We start from the raw sequence: 25,358 nt of genomic DNA on the forward strand, positions 1-25,358 counted from the left end.
CCGCTGGAACGGTCCCGTCGGTACCCCCGAACGACTCCCCACAGGCTCCAGATCGATGCCCGGATTCATCGTGCGGTTCAGGCGGACCCGAATTACCCTGTGACACTTCTGCGGAACCGGACCGTCCTGGCGCCTCGCGGACTCCGAGACCGGCCGGATTCATTCCTTCGTGGTCGCCGCGGACGCCGTGGTGCAGGCATCCTGCGTTTGTTATCCCCCGGTCTCGCGGGTTTCGGACGTAGTATCTCATCCCGCGCATCAGGGGTGAGGGTGTCCCTCAGTCGGCCTTGACCACACTCCTCGCATGCCATACTCGAGGACATGCCTGTAACTGACACCGCCGTTCTCGTCGAGGGGATCGAGAAGTCCTTCGGTGACGTAGCAGCGCTGAGGGGCGTGAGCTTCGAGGTACCGCGCGGCACTGTCCTGGGCATTCTAGGCCCAAACGGCGCGGGGAAGACCACCACCGTCAATGTTCTGTCAACTCTGCTCCGACCCGATGCAGGTCGCGCCTATGTTGCCGGCCACGATGTGGTCGAAGATCCGGCGAGCGTCCGTCGCAGCATCATGATGACGGGTCAGTACGCAGCCCTCGATGAGTCGTTGACCGGACGAGAGAACATGGTGTTGTTCGGCCGACTGATGGGCCTGTCGAAAAGGTCCGCGAAATCGCGGGCCCAGGAATTGTTGACACAGTTCGATCTGTTGAACGCCAGCGACCGCAGAGTGTCCGGTTATTCCGGCGGCATGCGGAGGCGCGTCGACATTGCTTGCGGACTGGTGATCCGCCCCCAGGTCGTGTTCCTCGACGAGCCGACCACGGGCCTCGACCCCCGCAGTCGCCAGGGCGTGTGGACGCTCGTGTCCGCGTTGAAGGAGCAGGGCATCACGGTCCTGCTCACGACGCAGTACCTCGAGGAGGCCGACCTCCTCAGCGACAACATCGTAGTGATCGACAAGGGCACCGTGATCGCCGACGGCACGGCCGACGAACTGAAAGCCCGCACCGGCGGCAGTTATTGCGAGGTCGTCCCGGTCAGCCTCGACGACCTCCCGCGCATCCGGGAGATCCTCACGAGCTTGTGCCCATCGGGACGCGTCATCGAGGAAGGTACCGACAGAGTGTCGATTCCTGCAGAATTCGGCGCCCAAACCCTCACCGAGGTGCTGCGCCGCCTCGACATCGCCGGGATCACCCTCGCAGACATCGCCCTGCGGCGTCCTTCGCTCGACGACGTGTTCCTCTCACTGACCGGTCAAGTCAGCGTCGACGAGAGCGTGCTCTCGTGACAGCACCCACACTGGTCGAATTCAATCGCGCATCTGAAGGAAGACATCGGCGACCTCAACCGATGCGCAGCCAACAGTGGATCGCCCTGTCCAAGCGGAACCTGCACACGATGTGGGAGACGGGTCAATTCTTCATTGCGGTACTCGCCCCACTGGTCTTCACCGTCGGCTTCTATCTCCCATTGCGCCTGGTCATGCAGTTTCAGGGCATCAACTACGCTCAGTTCGTCATGCCGATCATCGTCCTACAGGCCATGGCATTCACCGCGATCTCAGCGGCCCACCGCGCGGCCACCGAGGCATCCAACGGCATGAACGCCCGGTTCCAGACGATGCCGGTCGGGGCCGCGGTCCCGCTGACCGCACGAATGACCGCGTGCTTGGTGCACTCGTCGATCTCACTCATCGCAGCGATCGGCTTCGGATATGTGATCGGCTTCCGTTTCGACGGCGGATTCGGGATGACCGCCGCGTTCTGCGCGCTGGCGATGCTGATCGGATTCACCCTTACGACCGGTGCCGACGCCCTCGGCACACTGACCAGGAGCCCTGAGGTCACGAGCCAGGCGCTGACACTCCCGCAGTTGATCCTCGGCATGTTCTCCACCGGATTCGTTCCGGCATCGCAGTTTCCCGAATGGGCACAGGGCTTCGTGCGAAATCAGCCGATCTCGCAGTTCGCCACGTCCATGCGCGCCATGACGGACGGCACGATCACCCTCCACCTACTGACACCCACTTTGTTGTGGTGCGGCGGACTGGCACTGATCTTCGTTCCGTTGTCGATCTGGTCGAATGTGAGGCGCGGATGACCACCGAATATCGATCCGACACACCGACGAGTGTGACATTTCCCGAGGTGGTCGAACCGCACCCGGAAAATTCCCTCGCCGCCCTCTACTCACACAGCTTGCTACAGACCAGACGACTGCTGCTGCGCTGGATCCGGGATCCATTCACCATGATTCAAGCGATCGTGTACCCATCGTTGATGTTGGTGATGTTCTGGGCCGTGCTCGGAATCTCCATCACCAGCGCGACCGGGGTCAACAGCATATTCGGGACCGTTCCGATGATCACGCTCGTCGGCGCGATGTTCGGGTCCATCGCGGGTGGATTGTCTTTGAAGAAGGAATGGAAGGACGGACTCCTGAGCCGGTTCTGGGTTCTGCCGGTCCACCGAGCATCAGGTCTCCTCAGCCGCCTGATGGCCGAGTCCGTGCGGATTGCGCTCACTACAGTGCTCATCATCACCGTCGGTTTCGCGCTCGGGTTCCGGTTCGACCAGGGCATCCTCGCCGGCGTCGCCCTGATGCTAATTCCTCTGCTGTTCGGGGTCAGTTTTGCGACGATGGTGACCGCACTCGCCGTCAATTCCGCCAAGGCCCCCCTCGTCGAACTCCTCTCGATACTGTCCACCCTTCTGTTGTTCTTCAACTCTGGGTTCGTCCCGACCGGGGCCTACCCCACATGGCTGCAGCCGTTCGTGGAGAATCAGCCGATGTCCTGTGCCATCGACGCGATGAAGGGCCTGTCGATGGGCGGGCCCGTCGCGGAACCCCTACTCAAGACCTTCGCATGGTCAGCCGCCGGATTCTTGATCTTCGCCTATCCGGCAATTCGCGGGTATCGCCGAGCCGCCGGTACCCCGGCGTAGCAGCTGGCCCTCACCGTCGCAGTCTTGTGAACAAACGGGTTCAGCACGCGAACCAGCTGTGGAAGTTCCGGGGGGCGCTTCGCCAGCATCGCGGAGACTCCCACGATGAAGTCCAGCGCCCGCACCAATTCGGTCTGCCCGACGCTGAGAACGTCGACCGCTACCTCAGTCGATTTCGGCCGCCCGTCAGGTTCACCGCACCCCAGCCACTGCCCTCATGTTCCAGCTACCTCCGATAGTTCGAGAGCTGATCTTCGAGGGACGCGACACGAATGTGACTCCGACGTAGCGAATTTCGATTTACTTAATTCGGTTTGTTTCAGCGGTGTCAATACCTCACGGCTGACATTTCGCAGTTCACGCCGCCCTACCGGCCTCTTCCGAAACCTCTGGATGTGCGCCGAGAACATGTTCAGGACGGACCGGATCCCATGGCTCGGTTAAGATGGGCGGCAAATGAATCGGCAGGCGACAGCCGACCACCGGAGGTGACCATGGCCCTGACCGGCGCGGCGGCTGAGAGACCGATCCGTCGTCGTCCGAAGAATCGCAAGGCGCAGATTGCGCGCGTCGCGGCCGAAGCCTTCAGCGAACGTGGCTATCACGCCGTCGGTGTCGACGAGATCGCCGCAACCATAGGGATTTCGGGTCCCGCCCTCTACAGGCACTACCCCAGCAAGTACGCGCTGCTGGTGCATGCGGCCAACACCGCGGCGGACGCGCTGCAGGCTTCCGCCGATGGTGCGCTGACGGGCGTGACGGGCAACGCCCCTCAGGATCGACTCGATCATCTGATCGCCGCACTCGTCGCGAACTCCATCGAGAACCGCAAGGTCGCCGGACTCTACCGGTGGGAGAGCCGGTACCTCGAGGCCAAGGATCGCACGCGCATCCGCGACATCTTCGCACACGTAACCCAGTCTGTGGCCGCTCCGTTGCGTGAACTCCGCCCGGAGCTCCCTACCGTCGATGCGACGACGCTGAGTGCTTCGGCGCTGAGCGTGATGGGCAGCATCAGCGCCCATCACACGACCCTCTCGATGCGTCGACTCGACACCCTACTGAAAGCGGCGTCCGAATCGATCCTGCGCACGATCCTTCCTCCTGCGGTCCCAAACGACCCCGAGAACGCCGCAGTCGGAGCACCCGACGCGCACAGATTCGCAGTGACGTCCAAACGAGAGTTGCTGATCAACGCGGCCGAGAAGATCTTCGACCGGCGCGGGTACCACGACTCGAGCATCGAAGAAATCGGTGCTGCCGCCTGCATCAACGCCTCCAGCGTGTATCGATATTTCCCCAGTAAGGCAGACCTTCTGGCGGCAGTGTTCTACCGCGCAGGCGACCGACTGGCAGTCGCGACCGCGGCCGCACTTGCCGCTACCGGACCCGAGCATGCTCTCCGCACCCTTGCGGAGTCCTATCTCGAACTGTCGTTCCGGAACCCGGAAGTGCTGACGGTCTATTTCGCCGAGATCGGAAACCTCGCGAAGAACGAACGCGCCAATCTGCGGCACGTCCAGCGTCGGCATATCGAGGAGTGGGTGAACCTCCTGACCGCGGTACGGCCTGAACTTTCGGCACCGGAAGCACGGTTCCTCGTTCATGCGGCGATGGGTCTGGTCTTGGACATCGGTCGCCTGATGCGCTTCGACACCCGCGCGGAGTCTCGCGCCCGCCTCCACACCCTGATGATGGCGGTGCTGCTGGGTAACTGACCTCGGCCGGCGACACCGAGTCCCACCTCGGACAACCATTACCGAAGGGAGTGAAACAGTGCCCCACCAGCCAAAGGCAGCCGAAGACCAGACCTGAAATCAGGACTATCGGATGATAACCATCAGGTTAGTATCCGGCAGATTCGCAACAGACCACCCTGCCATCCGGAATAATCGTGGAACGAACCATGAACAACACACGTTGGTCGGTATGGGAAAGCTACTGCCAATCGAGTGAGCGAGGCGACCATGCACTTCTCCCTTGGAGAGCGGAACGGCAACGATTCCGGAGAGGGTCCCGAATCTTCGCCGCAACACGCGCTCGACTCTCTGCGGACAGAACTCGACACCGTCGACGCGGCTCTACTCGAAGCGGTTCGCCAACGCCTGGAAGTGTGCCTGCGCATCGGCAAACTGAAGCGCCGCGAACAGATCCCGATGATTCAGCCCGGCCGCATGCACGTCGTCCACGAGCGGGCGCGTGAATACGCCGACCTCCACTCTCTGTCCCGGGAGTTCTTCGATTCTCTCTATGATGTCCTCATCGCCGAGACGTGCCGACTCGAGGATTTGGTGATCAATGCCGAGTCATCGAATCCGGACGCGAGCGCCGGGCCAGTCCATGACGACAACACCCCCCGCAGTCACAGCGCGGAGTCTTCCGCGAATGCCGAGTCGTGATGAGTACGCGGACGCTACTGGTCGACAACTACGACTCCTTCACCTATAACCTGTTCACCTTGCTGGCAGAGGTGAACGGCGAGCCACCTATAGTCGTGCACAATGACGTGGAGTGGGATTCGATCCCCTGGTCCGAATTCGACAATATTGTCATCTCGCCCGGGCCGGGGCGCCCGGAGCGCCAGCGCGATTTCGGCATCAGTGCACGCATCATCGCTGAGACCGAACTCCCTATACTCGGGGTGTGTCTCGGCCACCAGGGGCTCTGCCAGCTATTCGGGGGCAGGGTCCTTCTTGCGCCCGAACCGATGCACGGCCGGGTGTCACTCGTCGACCATGACGGTTCCGAACTCTTCGCCGGAATTCCGTCACCATTTCCCGCCGTCCGTTATCACTCGCTGATCGTCCGGGATCTCCCGGAGGACCTCGACGCCACAGCCTGGACCACCGACGGACTATTGATGAGCATCCGCCATCGCACCCGACCTCTGTTCGGCGTGCAGTTCCACCCCGAATCGATCAGTACCGCCTTCGGGCATGAATTGCTCGCAAACTTCCGCGACCTGACACCGACGCATTCCGGCACGCCTCAGCGCAGCACGATGCGCAAGATCCCGATTCCGCGCGCACCGTATATGATTCAGGAAGTCAGGGTCGACCACGAGGTCGACCCCCGCACCACCTTCGAGGATCTCTTCGCGGACGGGCCCAACGCGTTCTGGCTCGACGGGACGTCGGCGACCGAACCAGCCTCCCGATTCACCATCATGGGTAACTGCGCAGGCCCCCGCGCCGAGTACATCACCTACGACGTCAGCGAGTCGATCGTCCGGATCGCGCGGGAGGGGTTGCCGGTCGAACAGGTGCACGCACCCTTCTTCGACTATCTCGAGCGGCAATTGCAGGCCCGCTCGGTGCCCGGCCTTCCGGGCGTGCCGTTCGGCCTCGGCTATGTGGGATACCTCGGATATGAACTCAAGGCCGAAACTGGCGGAGTAGCAGCACACAAGTCGTCCACCCCCGACGCCGCCCTGGTATTCGCCGACCGCGCCGTCGTCATCGACCATTCGGCCCAGCGCACTTTCGCACTGTGTCTGAGCGATCACCAGGACGACCCCGAATTGCGCCGATGGCTCGACGAAATGGAGACGGCGCTGCACAGATTGGCCGAGCCGAGCCATTCGACGAGCACAGTGTCACCGATCAGGAAACCCGAGTCCGCCGAGCTTTCGCTGCGCCACGAACACGACGATTACCTCGAACACATCGCCACTTCGCTCGACGAGATCATGGCTGGCGAGTCCTACGAGGTCTGCCTGACCAACATGGCCACAGTGGACCAATCGATCGATCCTCTGCACACGTTCGAATTGCTGCGGTCCATCAGCCCCACTCCATACAGCGCGTATCTCCAGTTCGCCGGACTGTCAGTGCTCAGTGCCTCTCCTGAGCGGTTCCTCAGAGTCGGTGCGGACCGATCGGTGGAGTCCAAACCCATCAAGGGGACGCGGCCGCGCGGCGTCACCCCCGCGAAAGACGCAGCGCTGCGGCAGGATCTGCTCGACAGCGAGAAGGATCGCGCCGAGAACCTGATGATCGTCGACCTGACGCGCAACGATCTTGCCCGGGTCTGCATTCCCGGTTCTGTGCACGTGCCCAAACTCTTCGACGTCGAAACGTACGCGGCTGTTCATCAACTCGTGTCGACCGTTCGCGGAACTCTCAGTGCAGACGCGTCCGTCGTCGAGTGCGTCCGCGCCGCCTTTCCCGGGGGCTCGATGATCGGCGCCCCGAAGATCCGAACCATGGAGATCATCGACCGACTCGAGTTAGGGTCACGAGGTGTGTATTCGGGTTCGATCGGCTATTTCTCACTGACCGGTACCGCCGATCTGTCGATCGTGATCCGCACGATCGTTGCCACTGACTCGGAGGTGACTTTCGGCATTGGCGGCGCGATCACGGCATTATCCGATCCGGAATCGGAATTCGACGAGACGATGGTCAAGGCCGCCACGATGCTGCGAGCATTGACCGTAACCGCGGACAGGCCGAACGAGATCGGGCAGTGAACGTTCCGGCCGGACCTACTCGAACCGTCGCACTGATCGGCGGCTCCGGGGACGTCGGCCGAATGCTGGCGACCCGGCTGCGCGGCGATCGGCACACGGTCCGCACCGTCGACCTCCGGTTCACCGACCCGTCGGACGCAGACCAGGTGAAGGGTGATGTCACAGACCCTTCGCCGGAGGTTCGATCGGTCGTGGCGCGGGCGGACGCCGTGATCCTGGCGATTCCCGAAGGCGTGGCCCTGGAAGCAATCCCGACCCTCGTCGGCCTGCTGGCGGAAGGCGCTCTGCTGGTCGACACGCTGTCGGTGAAATCGCGGTTCGATGCGGCGCTGCGCGCGAGCGCACTGCCCAACAGCGCGGTCGGCATCAACCCGATGTTCGCGCCCTCGCTCGATCCCTCGGGTCGCCCGATCGCGGCGGTGACCTATCGTGACCAGGGCGACGTCGACTGGTTCCTTTCGATACTGTCCGGCTGGGGGTCGTCGGTCGTGCGTCTGGACGCCGAACACCACGACCGGCTCACATCCGTCACGCAAGCGTTGACCCATGCCGGGGTTCTCGCATTCGGCCTCGCCCTCGCGGAACTCGGCGTCGACGGTGCCGAACTCACCGCCGTGGGTACCCCGCCCCATCTCGTGTCTCTCGCACTCCTCGCACGCGTTGGCGGAGGGGTGCCGGAGGTGTACCGAGACATCCAGGTGGGCAATCCCTTCGCTGGCGAGGCCCGGCGCGCACTCGTCGCCGCACTGACAGCCCTCATCGACACCGTGGAGTACGGCTCGGAGGAGGACTTCGCCTCGCTTATGTCGCGGTCGACGTCGACCCTCGGCGACCAGGGCGAACCCCTTGCCGGACTGTGCGCCGATCTCTTCACCGATCAACTTCTACGCCGCGGAGCGCCTCGACCGTGGGACAGGAAAGGAGACTCGCCATGACTCCCCAGCACTCACTTCCAGAGCACGACCCGACCGACCGGGTCGAGAGCGCCGTCGTCGCCCGGCTCGCCCGAAACTGGGGGCAGCGGGCCACGGTAAAAAACCCGGAACCCGACCTCGACGAACTGTTCGATCGCGACAAGCTGGACTACCCGAACGAGTTGCTGCCGTTTGCAGATCACGACCGATTCCTCGGACTGACCGACGACCAGCAGAACCAGCTACGGGCGTGGGCGTGGATCGCCTTCAACAAGAACGTCATGGATATCGAGCAGTACGTGGTGAATCCTGGATTCGATCTCGTCGCCCACGACGCCCTGGACACCGGACTCGGCGAAACGTTCGCCCTCGCCGTGCATCAGGCAATGGTGGATGAGCAGTACCACACGCTCATGCATCTGAATGCGAGTGCGGTCACCCGCAGGCAGCGAGGGTGGGCCATGCCGAATAGTGCCCTACCCGATGTCCTGACTTTGCGCCGTCAACGCACGGTTGCAGCGGACGCCCCCGATCCCAGGCGGCGAGCGATCTCCATCTTCGCCTTCATGACGGTGGCCGAGGTCTCGATCAGCTCGTACCTCGACTTGATCTCGGAGAACGACGTCATACAACCGGTCAACCGGGCGACGGTACGGCTACACAATCGAGACGAGTACTGCCATGCGTCGATCGCCGACGACATCGCCGGCGTCGTCTACGACACCCTGGGACCCGGTGACCGCCGCCATTTCCTGGACGGACTTGTCGACGCAATGAATGCATTCAGCAGCAACGACTACTCCACATGGCACACGATCGTCGAACTCTTGGAACTCGAGGGCGGCCAGGCGATGATCGACGACGCCGAGCACGACACGCGCCGTTCCACGCTGGTGCAGGATTTCGGCGGTATTCACAAGCTGTGCAGGAACCTCGGAGTGGCAGAAAAGATGTCGTTCGAGTGGACCTGACCGCACCGCGGCCGATACGGCACGGGTGATTCGCCAGCCTCGCCTTAGTGGTCCTCGTCGGAAGTTCGTCGGGGGTTGTGCCGCCTGCGACACGGTTGGTGGGTCGGTGTCGACGAAGCAGTCGAGGCGTGCCAGGTGGTCGACGAAGGTCGGCGGTGGTGTATCTCCAGTTGAAGGGTGTGGCGGTGGCGCTGTGGCGCTCCGCGAATCGAGCCAAGCGGTCCTTGACGGCTTCGATGTCTGGGAAATCGTTGGGGGCAGCACTTTCCGGTGAGCGATGGAAAAGAAGATCTCGGCCTGGTTCAGCCAGGACGCGTGCACCGGGGTGTGAACCATCACCGCGTTCGGGGTACCGCTGCGCCAGTCTGTCGATTGCGGCCTGGCCGCGGTGGGAGGATCCGTTGTCGACGATCCAGAACACGCGTGTCGCCGAGGCGTACGGTTCGACGCTCATGACCTGAGCTACGAGCCTAATGAACGGTCCGATGCCGGTAGAGGCTTCGCAGCGGCCGAACACCTTCGCGTGGTGCACATCGTAGGCCGCCAGGTACGCCACCGCGCCACCACGACGGTAGTCGTGATTGACCCGGACCGGCTGTCGGGGACCGGGTGGGGTGGGAGCGGTGGCGGGCCTGGATCGATGGCTTTTCGTCGGCGGTGTCGAAGACACCACCGGACTCGACGAAGGACTCACTGAGACTGCGGTTGTTCGACCATGCCCGAGCCCGATGGCCCCAGGTGTGTGACCTCGACACCCGGTTCCGGGGCGGGTTCGCCTACATCGATGTCACCCTCACCGACGGGACCGTGCTACCACTGGTGCGGCTACGCTACCCGGGTTCAGCCGCACCTGGGGATTCGCGATCACCTCGCCAGCAGCGGCAAGTACCAGGAATCGGTCCTACCGAGCGGTGTCCCCAGCGGAAGCCCCGAAGAGGCCCTCGACTGCGCATGCGGCCTCTACCTCGCCGACCCCACTGCCTGGCAACGACCCCCGACGAACTTCTGACGAGGACCACTTAGCCTCGGGCTTTCATGCCGGTGATTAGTCGCGGCGTTCAAGTTAGAAAAATGGTGCTCTGACCTGGGAGAATTCGACTTACCACAGTTGAAAAACGACCCATATCGAGGAGCACCATTCCGGTGAGGAAGTCTACGTCGCCCTACCCGACTCTGTCTGTCGATGCCACGGAACCGGTGTCGTGTCGCACGCCGGAGCAGTCACATTGCTGCGGACCGCGGAGGTCACCGGACTGACCACAGCCGTACCGGTGCAGCTGGCGCCGTGGCGGAAACCGTTGGCGCGCTTCGATCTCGGCAAGATCGTTGTGGACCTGGCGGTGTCGTTGACACTCGGTGGGGACTGCCTTGCCGACATCGCCACCCTGCGAGAACACGCCTCCGTCTTCGGGGCGGTGCCCTCGGACCCGACCGTCTCCCGCATGGTCGCAGCGCTGGCCGCCGATGCACCTACGGTTCTGTCCGCGATCGACACCGCCCGCGCTACCGCGCGCAACAGCCTGGGCGCACGCCGGTGAGCACGCCCCGACCACGGCATCACCGCCGAGAATCCGATCGTCATCGACCTCGACGCGACACTGGTCACCGCCCACTCAGAGAAGGATATTTCTGCTCCGACGCACAAACGCGGGTTTGGATTTCACCCGTTGCTGGCGTTCGTCGACCACGGACAATCAGGGACCGGCGAACCGCTCGCGGCACTGCCCCGACCGGGAAACGCAGGCTCCAACATCGCCGCCGATCACATCGAGGTGACCAGGAAAGCGTTGGCGCAGTTACCGTTCACCACCGGGACTCGGCCCGGGAGGAAGGTGCTGGTGCGCACCGATGGCGCCGGCGCCAGCCATGCGTACCTGACCTGGCTGCACAAGCAACGCGTGTCCTATTCGATCGGGTTCGGTCTCACCGACGCCATGGTCACCGCCCTCCCCGATGTTTCGGTATCAGCGTGGTCCATTGCCGTCGACGCCGAGGAAGAAGTCCGCGACGGTGCGTGGGTCATCGACGCCACCGGCATCCTCGACCTCACCACGTGGCCACCCGGGATGCGGGTGATCATCAGGAAAGAGCGACCGCACCCCCGAACGTAGCTACGGTTCACCGACGCCGACGGTTTGCGGTTGACCGCCTTCGCCACCAATACCGTCCGAGGGCAGGTCCAAGACCTGGGACTTCGGCATCGCCGGCGTGCCCGCTACGAAGACCGTATTCGCAACTCGAAAGATTTGGGCCTCAAGAACTTCCCGCTGTACGGGTTCGATAAGAACCGCATCCGGCTCGCGATCGTCGAACTCACCACATGGACAGAAGATGCTCGGCTTCACCGATCACGATGCGCGACGGTGGGAACCGAAACGGATACGTCTACGGATCTTTTCGGTTGCAGGGCGTATCGCCACCCATGCCCGCCGCACCTACCTACGCCTGTCGAAGAACGCCTCGTGGTCGACGCTCATCGTCACCACTCTGACCCGGTTGGCGGCGCTACCCGCACCCGCCTGAACACCGATCTCCGCCCAACCGGCACGAAAGACACGTTCTCGGATAGTGGACCCGAGCGAGTAGCCGAGCGACATCGGCGGACCACGCACGCTCATCGACCACGAGGATGGTCGAAAACCGCAATCTCGAACCGATCAGGCCGACACATCAGCCCCGTGCAAGATCGAGGTTAGCGCCTACACTGAACGGACCAGTCCCCCGATCTGTGATCGTGATCCAGTCGCCGTGGCGCCTCACACCGGGGATGAAGTCGAAAGCGGCTTCGCGGTAACGCTTTCCGTCCGGATCATTCCGAGGCGACACCGGCATGGACGGAATCGGTGCAGCGATGACGAGTTCGCCGACCTCGCCTCGAACGGACTTCCCCGACTCGTCGAATGCGTCGACCGCGACTCCGAGGCATGGCACCGACAACTCGCCCGGCCAGACCGGGACATTCCCCGCACCTCCGATGAAAGCCGATACCACGTCGGTCCCGCCCGTGATGCACATGACCGGGACCGAGCGACCGACATTCTCGGGCAGCCACAGTCTTGGCGTATGCGTACGCCGGACTGGTCCCGACGACCGTCACGCGAAGTCGTGACACCAAGGACCACAACGCATCCGGGCGCGGATACGATGGACTTCCGTCGTAGCGGCACCCGCGCGACCAGCAGAGGTCTACCGCAAAGCAACGATCCTCAGAGCAATAACCCTCTGGCTTGACCGGCTATGAGACACCCTAGCTGCGACGACTCGTGCCTGGGCACAGACGGGAGGCCGGCGAAGATGCCAGTTGGTCGCACTCTGGAAGGCCCGTCCGGCCCTGGCAAGGAGTGGCTCGTCGAGGTGGCGCGCCACGAGTTGAAGCCCGATCGGCACGCCGGACCCGTCGAAGCCGCCCGGCAGGGTGATCATCGGGTTGCCAGAGAAGTTGAACGGGGCGGTGAACCGGAACGTGTTCGGCAGTTCGTCGGAATCGTACAGCAGCCGTGTGAAGCGATCGAGTGTCGCGTCAGCCACGGGCAAGACAGAAAGAACAACTAGGTCAAGGTCCTCGAAGTGTGCCGCGAGCATCCCGACGAAGACTCGCCTCTCGTTTTCGATACGGGAGATATCTATACCCGACACCGCGTACCCAGAGCCCAGGAGCTGCCGCATGAACAGACCGTACTCCGCGAATCGGGACGGAAACGTCTCGGCGTACACAACTGCCGCCTCAGCCCCCGCGTAGGCGCCCCACGCGGCTGCCAGCCCCATCGTCGACGGCAGCGACACCTCGCGAATGTCCGCGCCTAGGCCCTCGAACGCGCCCAGAGCGTCGCGAACAACCTGCGCCACCTCGGGCTCGACCGCGTCGAGCGTGCCCTCGGGATCGAACCCGATCCGCGTTCCTTTCACTTCCGGCGGACCCACGGCGTAGTCGGGCACCGCGGCCCTGACAGCGGTCGGATCGTTCACATCGGGACCGGCGATGGCTTGCATCACGTGGTAGGCATCCTCGCCGCTTCGCGCCATCGGTCCGATAGAGTCCAGCGACGGCGCCATGACGAACGCACCGTGGACACTGACCCGTCCCCATGTCGGCTTTAGGCCGGTGACTGCGTTCACCGTGCACGGGGTGCGGATCGAGCCGCCGGTGTCGGTACCGAGACTGGCCGTGCTCAGCCCGGCCGCGGTGGCGACGGCCGAGCCGGTGGAGGACGCTCCGGCCCAGTGATTCGGGCTCCACGGGTTCACAACCACCGGAAGGTCGGGGTGCTACTCGCCGCCCGCAGCCTCGCACAGATTCAGCCTCCCAGCAGCACCGCTCCGGCGCGACGCAAGCGAGAAGCCACCGTTGCGTCGAAGGTGGGTACGAAGTTCCGGTAGATCGCCATACCTGCGGTGGCCGGAATGCCCTCGGTGTAGAACAGGTTCTTCACGGCAATCGGAACGCCGTGAAGGGGCCCGCGGTGCTCGCCACGGGAGATCTCCTCCTTGGCTCGCCTCGCGTCCGCGAGCGCACTCTCCGCCAAGACCGTCGCATGGGCCTTGAGAATGGGGTTGAGCCGGTCGATGCGATCCACGTGTGCTCGGGTCACCTCCACCGGCGACAGCGCCCCGCTGCCAAAGTCCCGGGACATCGGAGAGCGAGGCATAGCAGAGATCCACTTCCCCCATTGTCTTCCCCCATTCCCCCACTGTCTTTCCTCCTTTCCCACTATCACGCATCGCCACGATCCAAGCAATACCCCGACAAGCTCGCGGGGTGTTAGGGGCGATCTCGACTAGTGCTCGCGGCCGGCCCAGGACAAACAAGGAGATATTGTCAGAGATTTCAGGTAAAGCGGCTTTGTTGGGGTGACTTGCGTCGTCCGATTGGGCTAGCCTTGGTGCGTGACAGTTGTTGTCCTGCAGTAAATCGTAGCGAGTCGCTGATGTGCGGAGATTGTCGTCGTCAAACACGGCAGGATCAGCCGTGAAGTCCTGCAAGACTTGCACCGAAAGTGCCTTCCCGAACTGCGCCGACGGTCGTCCGGAAACTCCAACTATCCAGGCTCAGGAGGCACTTCCGCACGTTTACACGCCCCCATCACCAATCGATCGGCGGATCGAGGCTTAGTTTGACTCGGCGGAAGAAGGTCTGCTTGTGGCTGGCAGAGCGCGTGACACCGCTCCACCTTGACGACGAAATTGGGGTGAACTGCACGAAACTCAGCCCTCCTTACTGCCCGAACTCACGCGTTGGGAACGCAGCCATACATTTCCATGATTTGTCCGCGCGCCTCATGGGCACGTCTCGAGTGGACGTGACCGCCCCGCGGCTGACGCGACACGGGTGATTCGACGACCTCCACCCTCAGCGCCTACACCGAACGAACCAGTCGAGCAGATCCGGATTGTCGACGGCGGCGCGATCCACCGTGCGATGCGCGTCGGCGCCCTGAAGAATCCTCTTGAGGGGCACCTCCAGCTTCTTGCCGGTCCGAGTATGCGGTATGCCGGGCGCAACGATGATGTCGTCGGGCACGTGCCGGGGAGACACTTGCTCGCGAATCGTTAGACGAATCCGGCCTCTCAGATCTTCGTCGACTTCTGCGCCGATCACGGGGACCACGAAGAGGGGCATCCAGTATCTGCCGTCCGCGAGATCCACGCCGACGACCAACGCCTCAGCGATCTCCGGAATCTTCTCCACGACTTGGTAGATATCGGCGCTTCCCATTCGAATTCCATTGCGGTTCAAGGTGGAATCAGACCTCCCATGCATCAAGACGGTACCCCTGTCGGTGATCGTGATCCAGTCGCCGTGGCGCCAGACACCGGGTATCAAGTCAAAATAGGCTTCGCGGTAACGCTTTCCGTCCGGGTCATTCCAGAACGACACCGGCATGGACGAGGTCGGCGCAGTGATGACGAGTTCGCCGACCTCGTCTCGAACGGACTTCCCCGACTCGTCGAATGCGTCGACCGCGACTCCGAGGCATGGCGCGGACAACTCGCCCGGCCAGACCGGGACGTTCCGCGCACCTCCGATGAATGCCGACACCACGTCAGTCCCACCCGTGATACACATGACCGGGACGGAGCGACCGACATTCTCGGACAACCACAGTGACGATTCCGCCGGAAGTGTCGACCCAGTGATGCCGACGGCGCGGAGCGAACTGAGATCATGTTCTCCCACGGGCACCACTCCGGCCTTAGTGCATGCGAGGACGTAGGCCGGGCTGGTCCCGACCACCGTCACGCGAAGTCGTGACACCAAGGACCACAACGTATCCGGGCGCGGATACGAGGGACTTCCGTCGTAGCAGACAATGGTGGAACCCACCAGCAGACCCGCCGTCTGGAAGTTCCACATCATCCAACTAGGACTGGTGTACCAGAACAGGGTGTCCTCACGCCCGATGTCCAACTGCAGCGCCATTGACTTCACGTGCTCGAGAAGCACGCCGCCGTGACCGTGCACGATGCCTTTGGGCGGGCCGGTGGTCCCCGAGGAGAACACCACCCACAGGGGATGTTCGAACGGGACGGCGACGGACTCGAGAGCCTCGTCGCGGTCGGTCGCCTGCGCCCAGGAGACGACGTTGTCGACCGTTGCCACACTGTCGACGACGCTGTCGACCGTTGCCACGCTGTCGACGACGCTGTCGACCGCTGCCACACTGTCGACGGCGACGCCGGCCGCTGTCGGCTTCCCGAGATTCGGTACGACCACGGTGAGAGCGAGGCAGGGCAACCCATCACGCAGGTGTGACACGGCTTCGAGCCGATCGTGCTCCTTGCCGCCGAACCGATAGCCGTCCGCGGCGATCAGCGCCTTGGGTTCGAGTTGACCGAGCCGATCGAGGGCGGCGGGCGCGGAGTAGTCCTGTCCGCATGCCGCCCACACCGCCCCGAGCGAGGCTGTTGCAAGGAACGCGATGACCGCCTCGGGAATGTTGGGAAGATATCCGACGACGCGATCGCCGACCCCGATACCGTTCTCACGCAATGTTGCCGCGAGGGCGGAGACCCGTGTCCGCAACTCGTCCCAGCCGATAATCCTGTCGGGCACTCCCTCACCCGCGTACACAATGGCCGGCCTGTCAGCGCGGGCATTGCGGAAGACCTGGTCGACGTAGTTGAGGGTGGCTCCGGGAAACCAGACGGCGCCCGGCATGGAGTCGTCCGCAAGGGCGGGCCCCGGCTCCGTCGCCGACTGGAAGCCGAAGTAGTCCCAAATGTCCTGCCAGAACGCTGACGGATCGGACACCGACCAGCGCCATAGCGTCCGGTAGTCGTCGACCGGGAGGCCGTGGCGCTGTGCGACGAACGCGGAGAAATCAGTGATCGTCGCGGCACGCACGTCGGCTTCAGTGGGCATCCATTGCGGATCGGTCGCCATGTGCATCGTCCTTCCCGAGAGCGCCTGCTACTCCGCGCTCAATTGTCCACTATCTCTTGGGAACCCGCACGATCAAGGCGTCGCCCTGACCGCCACCACCACACAGCGCCGCCACTCCGACGCCCCCACCTCGACGCTGCAACTCCAACGCCGCATGCAATGTGATCCGCGCCCCCGACATCCCCAACGGATGCCCAACCGCGATCGCCCCACCATTGACGTTCACCCGCGCCGGATCCACACCCAACTCCCGCGTCGACGCAATCCCCACCGCCGCGAACGCCTCGTTGATCTCTACCAAATCCAAGTCCCGCGGATCAATCCCCTCCCTAGCGCACGCTCTCTCGATCGCCCGCGCGGGCTGCAACTGCAACGACGAATCAGGACCCGCCACCACGCCGTGCGGCCCAATCTCCGCCAACCACTCCAACCCCAACTCCTCAGCCTTCGCCCGGCTCATTACCACCACCGCTGCCGCGCCATCGGAAATCTGCGACGCACTGCCCGCCGTCACCGTCCCATCCTTCGAGAATGCCGGACGCAACTTCGCCAACGACTCCACCGACGTATCCGGCCGCACTCCCTCATCGGAAGACACGATCACCGGCTCGCCCCGACGCTGCGGAACCGACACCGACACCACCTCACCGGCGAACAAACCGTCCTTCCACGCCCGCGCCGCATTCCGATGCGACGCCGCCGCGAACGCATCCTGCTCTTCCCTGGAAATCCCCTGCCCCGACCCCTGATTCTTCGACTCGGTCAAAGCCCCCATCGCCTGATCGGTGAATATGTCATACAGCCCGTCGAAGGCCATATGGTCCCGCAAAGTCACATCCCCGTACTTGAAGCCTTCCCGCGACCTCTCCAGCATGTGCGGCGCCTGCGACATCGACTCCTGGCCTCCGGCGACGACCACTTCGAACTCCCCCGCCCGGATCATCTGATCCGCCAATGCGATCGCTGAGATGCCCGACAGACACACCTTGTTGATCGTCAACGCCGGCACTCCCATCGGGATCCCCGCGGCCACCGCCGCCTGGCGCGACGGAATCTGACCCGCCCCTGCGGTGAGCACCTGACCCATGATCACGTAGTCCACCTGATCCGGGCCGACCCCCGACTTCTCCAACGCGCCACGGATCGCGACCCCACCCAGATCCGACCCAGACAGATCCTTCAACGAACCCAGCAAACGCCCCATCGGGGTACGGGCTCCAGCAACAATCACAGACGTCGTCTTGTCAGACATGTTTTCTCCCGATCGAATCGACTCTTGATGTAATTCTCTAATGCAGACGGTCGACGACTGCCCGCAGGGGGTGAACGCCTAGACCCGGCTCATCTGTTTCTGCCCGTCTTGCGGCGCAGAATCGCCTCGGCGTGACGGAGCACCGGGGCATCTACCATCTTTCCCTCGAACGCGAAGACTCCCCGATGATCGGCGACCGCGGCAAGAACCCGGTTCGCCCAATCAACGTCCTTCTCGGAGGGCGCGTACGCCCCGCGGATCACCTCGACCTGGCTGGGATGGATGCCCACCTTGACGTCGAAACCAACCGCGACGGCGTCGAGTGCCTCGCTGCGAAGCCCGTCCAGATCCTTGATGTCGAGGTAGACCGAGTCCAGAGCGAGTCGGTGATACGCCTTGGCTGCCAGCAACATCGACGACCGCACCTCAGTCGCAGCGTCCCGGTAGCTGCCGTCTTCGCGGCGGCTGGAATTGCCGCCCATTGCGGCCACAAGATCTTCCGCACCCCACATCACTCCGATGGTGCCGGCCGCCAGAGCAATCTCACCGACCGAGAGCGCCCCGAGGGGCGACTCGACGAGGGCAATCACCTCCCGCGGCGCAAGCGAGAGCACCTGATCAGCCGACTCGCACTTGGCCAACATCAACCGGGTGTACTGGGTGCGGTCGAGGGCCAGCAGGTCGAGATCGTGCTCGCCGGTGCCGACCGGATTGACCCGCACGACCGTGCGGTCGGGGTCCAGCGGTGTGTCGATGAGCGCCACCCGCGCCGCTTCCTTGTCAGCGGGGGCCACTCCGTCCTCGAGGTCGATGATGACGACGTCCGCGGCCGCGGCCGCCTTCGCGTATCGCTCGGGCCGGTCGGCCGGGCAGAACAGCCACGCCGGCCCCGGCAGTTCCCAGCTCACGACGGCCTCTTCTGGACGAGGGTCTTGCGCGTTGCGGTGGCGACAACCTCGCCGTTCTGGTTGCGGCCCGTGTGCTCAAGCGTGACGATGCCCTCTCCCTGCCGACTCTTCGACTCCCGCTTGTCCGCGATCCGCGTCTCCGCGTACAACGTGTCGCCATGGAACAGCGGCTTCGGGAAGCTGATCTCCGAGAACCCCAGGTTCGCGACGATCGTGCCCTGCGTCAACTGCGCCACCGACAAACCCACGAGCGTCGACAATGTGAACATCGAATTGACAAGGCGCTCACCGAATTGGGTGCCCGCGCTGTATGCGGCGTCGAGGTGCAGCGCCTGAGTGTTCATCGTCTGGGTCGTGAACAGGACGTTGTCGGCCTCGGTGATCGTGCGCCCGGGGCGGTGCTCGTATACCGTGCCCAGCTCGAACTCCTCGAACCACAATCCGCGCTGCACGATCCGATTGGGCTCGGTGTTCGTCGTGGACGTCACAGGCCGACCTCCCGCGCGATGAGCATGAGCTGTACCTCGGTGGTCCCCTCGCCGATCTCGAGGATCTTGCTGTCGCGGTAGTGCCGGGCGACGGTGTACTCGTTCATGAACCCGTAGCCGCCGTGGATCTGCGTCGCGTCACGGGCGTTGTCCATCGCGGCCTCGGACGCGACGAGCTTCGCGATCGCGGCGTGCTTCTTGAACGGCTTACCCGACAGCATCAGTGCGGCGGCGTCGTAGTAAGCGGTGCGGGCCGTGTGGGCGCGAGCTTCCATGCGCGCGATCTTGAAGGCGATGGCCTGGTTCTGCCCGATCGGGCGGCCGAACGCCTCGCGCTCCTTGGCGTACTTGACCGACTCGTCGACACAACCCTGCGCGGCACCGACGCTCAGCGCCGCGATGGCAATGCGCCCCTCGTCGAGTATGCGCAGGAAATTCGCGTACCCGCGTCCACGCTCGCCGAGCAGGTTCTCCTCAGGGACCCGGACATCGGTGAACGTGAGCGGATGCGTGTCTGAGGCGTTCCAGCCCACCTTGTTGTACGCGGGCTCGGCGGTGAAGCCCGGCGTCGACGCCGGGACCAGGATGGTGGAGATCTCCTTCTTGCCACCGTCCGTCACTCCGGTCACCGCGGTGACGGTGACGAGCTTGGTGATGTCGGTGCCGGAGTTGGTGATGAATTGCTTGTTGCCGTTGATGATCCACTCACCGCCCGATCCACCCCCCGTCGCTTCGCTCGCCCCGGTCACATCCCCCGTCGCTTCGCTCGCCCCGGTCACATCCCCCGTCGCTTCGCTCGCCCCGACTAGCTTGGCGGTGGTCCTGGTGCCGCCGGCATCGCTTCCCGCGCCGGGTTCGGTGAGGCCGAACGCCGCGAGCGCCCTACCGCTGGTCAGCTGCGGCAACCACTCCTGCTTCTGCAGCTCGTTGCCGAAGCGGTAGATCGGCATCGCACCCAGCGACACGCCGGCCTCGAGCGTGATGGCCACGCTCTGGTCCACCTTGCCGAGTTCCTCGAGCGCGAGGCAGAGGGCGAAGTAGTCACCGCCCATTCCGCCGTACTCCTCGGGGAATGGCAGACCGAACAGGCCCATCTCCGCCATGCCTGCCACCACCTCGTACGGGAAGGTGTGGTTCGCGTCGTGCTCGGCGGCGACGGGGGCCACCACGTTCTTCGCGAAGTCCGCGACAGTCTTCGCCAGCTGCTGGTACTCGTCGGGAAGCTGCCCGGTTGCGAAAAATTCGGTCATGACGGGTCTTCTTTCGTGTCGGTGTGCGGGGTGACTAGTGCGAGCAGTTGGTCGACCATCACCTGATCTCCGGCGGCCACCCGAATGTCGACGACGCCGTCGACGGGAGCGGTGAGCGAGTGTTCCATCTTCATGGCCTCGACCACGACGAGTGACTGACCTGCGGTGACGTATGCTCCGGATTCGGTGCCCACGGCGATGACGGTGCCGGGCATGGGGCTGGTGATCTCGGCTTCTCCTGCGTGGACCTCCCCGGTGCGCACGCTCAGTTCCTCGACTTCGCGCAGCATGACAGTGCCGTCCGAACCGGCGAGCCAGAGGTGCCCGTCGGTGTGCGCCACCGTGTAGATCTCCCGGCGGCCCGCGATGATCACAGACAGCGTGGTGCCGTCGAGTGTGGCTGTGAGGGAAACGGTCTCACCGTCTTCCACCCACGCGGTGGCGTCGGCGGGAGTACCGGTGATCCGAACGTGATCGGTCCGCGTCGGAGACGCGAGACGGATACTCGTCGGCGCCGGCGTGCCGCCGCGCCAGCCGTTCGGGATGTCCCACGGATCGACGTTCCCGCTCTCAGGTGCCGGCCAACCCTGCAGCCAACGGAAGGCGGCGGCGGCGATCAGCGCGGCGTCGGTGGCCTGCGCGGCCACGAAGTCCTCGAGCCGACGGTCGAGCAAACCGGTGTCGAGGTTGCCTTCGGCCACGTCCGGGTCGGCGAGTAGGAACCGGGCGAACTCGATGTTGGTGACCACACCGAGCACGCCGGTCCCGGCGAGGGCGCGGTCCAGCTTCCGGAGCGCACCCGCACGGTCGTCCGCATGGGCGATCACTTTCGCGAGCATGGGATCGTAGTTGCTGCCGACGACGGTGCCCGGCTTCAGGCCGGAGTCGACGCGGATCCCGGGGCCTTCCGGTTCGACGACGTCGGCGACGAGACCGCCGGTGGGAAGGAATCCGCGGCTCGGGTCTTCCGCATAGACGCGGGCCTCGATCGCGTGACCGCTGAGAGTGATGTCGTCCTGGGTGAAGCCGAGCGGCTCACCGGTTGCAACCCGAACCTGCCACTCGACGAGGTCGAGGCCGGTGACCAGTTCGGTCACGGGGTGCTCGACCTGCAGGCGGGTGTTCATCTCCATGAAGAAGAACTCATCCGGCGTGTCGGCGGAGACGATGAACTCGACGGTACCGGCTCCGGAATAGTCGACGCTGCGGGCGGTGTTGCAGGCAGCCTCGCCGATGCGGGCACGGGTGACTGCGTCGAGCAGCGGCGACGGCGCCTCCTCGATCACCTTCTGGTGCCGACGCTGCAGACTGCACTCGCGTTCGCCGAGATGCACGACGTTGCCGTGTAGGTCGGCCAGGATCTGCACCTCGATATGTCGGGGCCGCAAAACGAACCGTTCGAGGAACAGGGTGTCGTCGCCGAACGCCGACGCCGCCTCCCGTCGCGCGCTGCGGAGCGCCTCGGGCAGCATGCCGGGTTGCTCGACCAGTCGCATGCCCTTGCCGCCGCCGCCCGCCGACGGTTTGACGAGCACCGGATATCCGATGTCCTCGGCGGCGGCGGTCAGTTCGTCGTCGGACAGTCCGGGGCGGGCGATCCCCGGGACGACGGGGACGTCGAACTTCGCAACCGCATTCTTCGCGGTGATCTTGTCGCCCATCACCTCGATGGCGTGAGCGGACGGGCCGAGGAACGCGATGCTCGCATCGGCGCACGCGCCGGCGAACTTCGCATTCTCCGACAGAAAGCCATAACCGGGATGAATTGCCTGCGCGCCGGTGTTCTGCGCGGCTGCGATCACCTTCTCGATCACGAGGTAGCTCTCCCGCGCCGCGGCGGGGCCGAGCAGGACCGCGGTGTCGGCCTCGCGGACGTGCCGCGCATCGCGGTCCGCCTCGCTGAACACGGCGACGGAACGGATACCCATCGCCCGCAGCGTGCGGATCACGCGCACCGCGATCTCGCCGCGGTTGGCCACCAGGACGGTGTCGATTCGAGTCGTGTCAGTCATGTCCACTCACATCCGGAAAACGCCGTAGGAGACGGGCTCGAGCGGTGCATTCGCACACACCGAGAGCGCCAGTCCGAGAACAGTTCTGGTGTCCGCGGGGTCGATGATACCGTCGTCCCATAACCGGGCCGTCGAATAATACGGATTGCCCTGCGCCTCGTACTGGTCGCGGATCGGGGCTTTGAACGCCTCCTCATCCTCCGCCGACCAAGGATTGCCCGCACTGTCCAGCTGTTCGCTGCGCACCGTCGACAGCACCGAGGCTGCCTGCTCGCCACCCATCACCGAGATCCGGGCGTTCGGCCACATCCACAGGAATCGGGGCGAGTACGCCCGCCCACACATCGAGTAGTTGCCCGCGCCGTACGAACCGCCGATTACGACAGTCAGTTTGGGCACTCGGGCGCACGCCACGGCCGTCACCATCTTGGCACCGTGCTTGGCGATGCCTCCGGCCTCATAGTCGCGGCCGACCATGAATCCCGCAATGTTCTGCAGGAAGACCAGCGGGATACTGCGCTTGTCGCACAGTTCGATGAAGTGCGCTCCCTTCATCGCGGACTCGGCGAAGAGCACCCCGTTGTTCGCGATGATGCCAACAGGGTGTCCGTGAATATGCGCGAACCCGGTGATGAGGGTCTTCCCGTAGTCCGCCTTGAACTCCTGGAAATTGCCTCCGTCGACGATGCGGGTGACAACCTCGTGCACGTCGTAGGGGCTGCGTGGGTCGGTGGGAACCACGTCGTAGAGCTCGTCCTGTGGTGCCGTCGCCGGCACCGCAGGCAACACGTCCCACGGGCGCGGCGCCCGCGGACCGAGGGTGGAGACGATGTTCCGAACGATGCGTAGCGCGTCCTGGTCGTCCTCCGCCAGGTGGTCGGTGACACCGGAGACCTTGGAGTGCAGGTCACCGCCGCCGAGTTCCTCGGCCGTGACGACCTCGCCGGTGGCGGCCTTCACCAGCGGCGGGCCGCCGAGGAAGATCGTCCCCTGGTTGCGGACGATGACCGCCTCGTCGCTCATCGCAGGCACGTAGGCCCCACCCGCAGTACACGATCCCAGGACCGCGGCGATCTGCGGGATGCCCGCGGCGCTCATGGTCGCCTGGTTGTAGAAGATCCGCCCGAAGTGCTCGCGGTCGGGAAACACCTCATCCTGCCGCGGCAGGAACGCGCCGCCGGAATCCACGAGGTAGATGCACGGAAGCTGGTTCTGCAGCGCGACCTCCTGGGCGCGCAGATGCTTCTTCACCGTCATCGGGTAGTAGGTGCCGCCCTTGACCGTGGCGTCGTTGGCGACAACGACGCATTCACGTCCCGACACCCGGCCGATGCCGGCGATGATGCCCGCACCCGGACTCTCGTCGTCGTACAGGCCATTGGCTGCCAGAGGTGCGATCTCCAGGAAGGGACTGCCCGGGTCGAGCAGGGTGTCGACTCGATCGCGGGGCAGGAGCTTGCCTCGGCTGACGTGCCGCTCGCGCGACTTCTCGCTGCCGCCGAGCGCGGCAACCGCCAGCCGCGACCGGAGCTCGTCCACCAATTCCGTGTGCGCGACCCGATTGGACTCTCGCATCGCGGTTCCACCCACTGTCATCCTGCCGCCTTCTCGTGTTGACGTCCGTAGTCGGTGACGTACTCTCCGTCCAACGCCCGCCCAATGAGTTAATCTCCACTAACCGATTCTAAGATAACTGTGATTAACTGAGTTGTCCAGACCACACTCCAGGGGAGGCGAGACGATGACCACGACCGCCGACAGCACAGACTCCAGCGCTACCGCCGAAGCGACCGACGCTCCGAGCACCCACCGCGGGCAGATGAAAGCGGATCGTCGTCGCCAGCTACTCGACGCCGCGGCTCGACTTATCGCCGAACGCGGCTTCCTCGGCGTCAGGCTCGAAGACCTCGGCTCGGCTGCAGGTATCAGTGGCCCCGCGGTCTACCGGCACTTCCCCAACAAGGACGCGGTCCTCGTGGAACTGCTGGTGGGAATCAGTACACGACTGCTCGAGGGCGGCTCGGGCGTCGTCGCGAAGGCCCCGACCCCGGAGGATGCACTCGAGGGTTTGATCGACTTCCATCTCGACTTCGCACTCGGCGAACCCGACCTGATTCGCATCCAGGACCGCGACCTCGAGAGCCTTCCCATCGTGTCTCGGCGGGAGGTACGGCAGACGCAGCGAAAGTACGTGGAGGTGTGGGTGAAAGTGCTTCTGCAGGTGAATCCTTCACTGGACGAGACGGATGCACGCACCAAGGCGCACGCCACGTTCGGGCTCATCAACTCAACCCCACACAGCGCCGACCCGGCAACCCCTTCGCGGACACGGAAGGTATTGCGTAACATGGTCATTGCATGCCTGAACCCCGAGAATGCTTCTTGGCTCAGGTCGGCGAAGAAGCACTCACGGGCTGCGGAGTCACACCCGCTAGGAGCGGCTCTTACGGGACATCGAGGTGTACGCAAGGACGAGGACAGCCGCAGCGCCGATGCTGATGAGCCATCGGATCCAGTCGACTCCACTGGTGTCACCCTGGCCGAGAAGCCCGTCCCATACCCAGTATCCGATGAGAGCTCCCGCGACACCGAGGGCGACGGTGATGACCCACCCCATCGCCTGCTTTCCGGGGATCACCAGGCGCGCGAGCACACCGATGACCGCACCGAAGATGATCGTGCCGATGATGTTCCAGAACATGGACCTCTCCTCTCAACACGCAATTCCCGATCGCGCGACCGGAAGAGCACCACCGGCCCCTTC

20 protein-coding genes and 3 pseudogenes are annotated in these 25,358 nt (G+C 64.2%); 11 read left to right on the forward strand and 12 right to left on the reverse strand.

The window, feature by feature from the left end; translation table 11 throughout:
- The first annotated feature begins 321 nt into the window (after nt 1–321).
- The 10 genes and pseudogenes from RM2_RS03085 to RM2_RS25835 all read left to right on the forward strand — a co-directional run bounded on the left by RM2_RS03085 (nt 322) and on the right by RM2_RS25835 (nt 11,826).
- Nucleotides 322–1,290 carry an ATP-binding cassette domain-containing protein gene (locus RM2_RS03085; RefSeq protein ID WP_072687367.1) on the forward strand — a complete coding sequence of 323 codons (969 nt, stop codon included), beginning with the start codon at nt 322–324 and terminating at the stop codon, nt 1,288–1,290.
- Nucleotides 1,291–1,352: 62 nt separating this feature from the next.
- A complete protein-coding gene (locus tag RM2_RS03090) occupies nt 1,353–2,102 on the forward strand; it encodes an ABC transporter permease (RefSeq protein ID WP_373863278.1) in 750 nt (249 codons plus the stop codon).
- Nucleotides 2,099–2,947 (forward strand): ABC transporter permease, encoded by an 849-nt coding sequence (locus tag RM2_RS03095; protein ID WP_072687369.1) that lies wholly within the window; start codon nt 2,099–2,101, stop codon nt 2,945–2,947. Before RM2_RS03090 ends, RM2_RS03095 begins: the two co-directional genes overlap by 4 nt.
- 494 nt (nt 2,948–3,441) lie before the next feature.
- Nucleotides 3,442–4,665, forward strand: a complete 1,224-nt coding sequence (locus tag RM2_RS03100; protein WP_072687480.1) for a TetR/AcrR family transcriptional regulator — start codon at nt 3,442–3,444, stop codon at nt 4,663–4,665.
- 234 nt (nt 4,666–4,899) lie between these two features.
- Complete coding sequence (locus RM2_RS03105) at nt 4,900–5,346, forward strand: chorismate mutase family protein (RefSeq protein ID WP_245813711.1); 447 nt, start codon at nt 4,900–4,902, stop codon at nt 5,344–5,346.
- Complete coding sequence (gene pabB / locus RM2_RS03110; RefSeq protein ID WP_072687371.1) at nt 5,346–7,418, forward strand: aminodeoxychorismate synthase component I; 2,073 nt, start codon at nt 5,346–5,348, stop codon at nt 7,416–7,418. The genes RM2_RS03105 and pabB overlap by 1 nt, the downstream gene beginning before the upstream one ends.
- Entirely contained in the window at nt 7,415–8,353 is a 939-nt protein-coding gene (locus RM2_RS03115; protein WP_072687372.1) for a prephenate dehydrogenase, read from the forward strand. Before pabB ends, RM2_RS03115 begins: the two co-directional genes overlap by 4 nt.
- Entirely contained in the window at nt 8,350–9,303 is a 954-nt protein-coding gene (locus tag RM2_RS03120) for a diiron oxygenase (RefSeq protein ID WP_072687373.1), read from the forward strand. The genes RM2_RS03115 and RM2_RS03120 overlap by 4 nt, the downstream gene beginning before the upstream one ends.
- Before the next feature lie 1,202 nt (nt 9,304–10,505).
- Nucleotides 10,506–11,414 (forward strand): annotated as a pseudogene (locus tag RM2_RS03135) (transposase).
- Between the two features lie 220 nt (nt 11,415–11,634).
- Entirely contained in the window at nt 11,635–11,826 is a 192-nt protein-coding gene (locus tag RM2_RS25835; protein ID WP_373863279.1) for a transposase, read from the forward strand.
- Here RM2_RS25835 and RM2_RS24385 read toward each other — a convergent pair.
- From RM2_RS24385 to RM2_RS03185, 11 genes and pseudogenes are all read right to left on the reverse strand, one after another.
- A complete protein-coding gene (locus RM2_RS24385) occupies nt 11,739–11,921 on the reverse strand; it encodes a hypothetical protein (RefSeq protein ID WP_169846669.1) in 183 nt (60 codons plus the stop codon). The two genes, RM2_RS25835 and RM2_RS24385, sit on opposite strands and share 88 nt — an antisense overlap.
- A 97-nt stretch (nt 11,922–12,018) precedes the next feature.
- Nucleotides 12,019–12,463, reverse strand: a pseudogene (locus RM2_RS03140) (acetoacetate--CoA ligase); the annotation flags it as partial.
- Nucleotides 12,464–12,489: 26 nt separating this feature from the next.
- Nucleotides 12,490–13,554: an amidase gene (locus RM2_RS03145; protein ID WP_072687375.1), complete on the reverse strand. Its 1,065-nt coding sequence runs from the start codon at nt 13,552–13,554 to the stop codon at nt 12,490–12,492.
- Between the two features lie 44 nt (nt 13,555–13,598).
- Nucleotides 13,599–13,949 carry an amidase family protein gene (locus RM2_RS25590; RefSeq protein ID WP_281250394.1) on the reverse strand — a complete coding sequence of 117 codons (351 nt, stop codon included), beginning with the start codon at nt 13,947–13,949 and terminating at the stop codon, nt 13,599–13,601.
- A gap of 701 nt (nt 13,950–14,650) precedes the next feature.
- Entirely contained in the window at nt 14,651–16,684 is a 2,034-nt protein-coding gene (locus RM2_RS03155; protein WP_072687377.1) for an acetoacetate--CoA ligase, read from the reverse strand.
- A gap of 49 nt (nt 16,685–16,733) precedes the next feature.
- Entirely contained in the window at nt 16,734–17,936 is a 1,203-nt protein-coding gene (locus tag RM2_RS03160; protein ID WP_072687378.1) for an acetyl-CoA C-acetyltransferase, read from the reverse strand.
- A gap of 89 nt (nt 17,937–18,025) precedes the next feature.
- Nucleotides 18,026–18,844, reverse strand: a complete 819-nt coding sequence (locus RM2_RS03165; protein WP_072687379.1) for an HpcH/HpaI aldolase/citrate lyase family protein — start codon at nt 18,842–18,844, stop codon at nt 18,026–18,028.
- Nucleotides 18,841–19,332: a MaoC family dehydratase gene (locus RM2_RS03170; RefSeq protein ID WP_072687380.1), complete on the reverse strand. Its 492-nt coding sequence runs from the start codon at nt 19,330–19,332 to the stop codon at nt 18,841–18,843. Before RM2_RS03170 ends, RM2_RS03165 begins: the two co-directional genes overlap by 4 nt.
- The gene (locus RM2_RS03175) at nt 19,329–20,582 is read right to left on the reverse strand and encodes an acyl-CoA dehydrogenase family protein (protein WP_072687381.1); all 1,254 of its coding nucleotides are present in this window, start codon (nt 20,580–20,582) and stop codon (nt 19,329–19,331) included. The genes RM2_RS03170 and RM2_RS03175 overlap by 4 nt, the downstream gene beginning before the upstream one ends.
- The gene (locus tag RM2_RS03180) at nt 20,579–22,594 is read right to left on the reverse strand and encodes an acetyl/propionyl/methylcrotonyl-CoA carboxylase subunit alpha (RefSeq protein WP_072687481.1); all 2,016 of its coding nucleotides are present in this window, start codon (nt 22,592–22,594) and stop codon (nt 20,579–20,581) included. The genes RM2_RS03175 and RM2_RS03180 overlap by 4 nt, the downstream gene beginning before the upstream one ends.
- A gap of 6 nt (nt 22,595–22,600) precedes the next feature.
- The gene (locus RM2_RS03185; RefSeq protein WP_072687382.1) at nt 22,601–24,190 is read right to left on the reverse strand and encodes a carboxyl transferase domain-containing protein; all 1,590 of its coding nucleotides are present in this window, start codon (nt 24,188–24,190) and stop codon (nt 22,601–22,603) included.
- Between the two features lie 223 nt (nt 24,191–24,413).
- On the opposite strand from RM2_RS03185, the pseudogene RM2_RS03190 reads away from it, so the two are divergent.
- Nucleotides 24,414–24,965 (forward strand): annotated as a pseudogene (locus RM2_RS03190) (SACE_7040 family transcriptional regulator); the annotation flags it as partial.
- Nucleotides 24,966–25,025: 60 nt separating this feature from the next.
- Here RM2_RS03190 and RM2_RS25045 read toward each other — a convergent pair.
- The gene (locus RM2_RS25045; protein WP_072687482.1) at nt 25,026–25,295 is read right to left on the reverse strand and encodes a GlsB/YeaQ/YmgE family stress response membrane protein; all 270 of its coding nucleotides are present in this window, start codon (nt 25,293–25,295) and stop codon (nt 25,026–25,028) included.
- Nucleotides 25,296–25,358: the final 63 nt, after the last annotated feature.

Origin of the sequence: Rhodococcus marinonascens NBRC 14363 (assembly GCF_001894885.1) — a bacterium.
Classification (GTDB): domain Bacteria; phylum Actinomycetota; class Actinomycetes; order Mycobacteriales; family Mycobacteriaceae; genus Rhodococcus_F; species Rhodococcus_F marinonascens.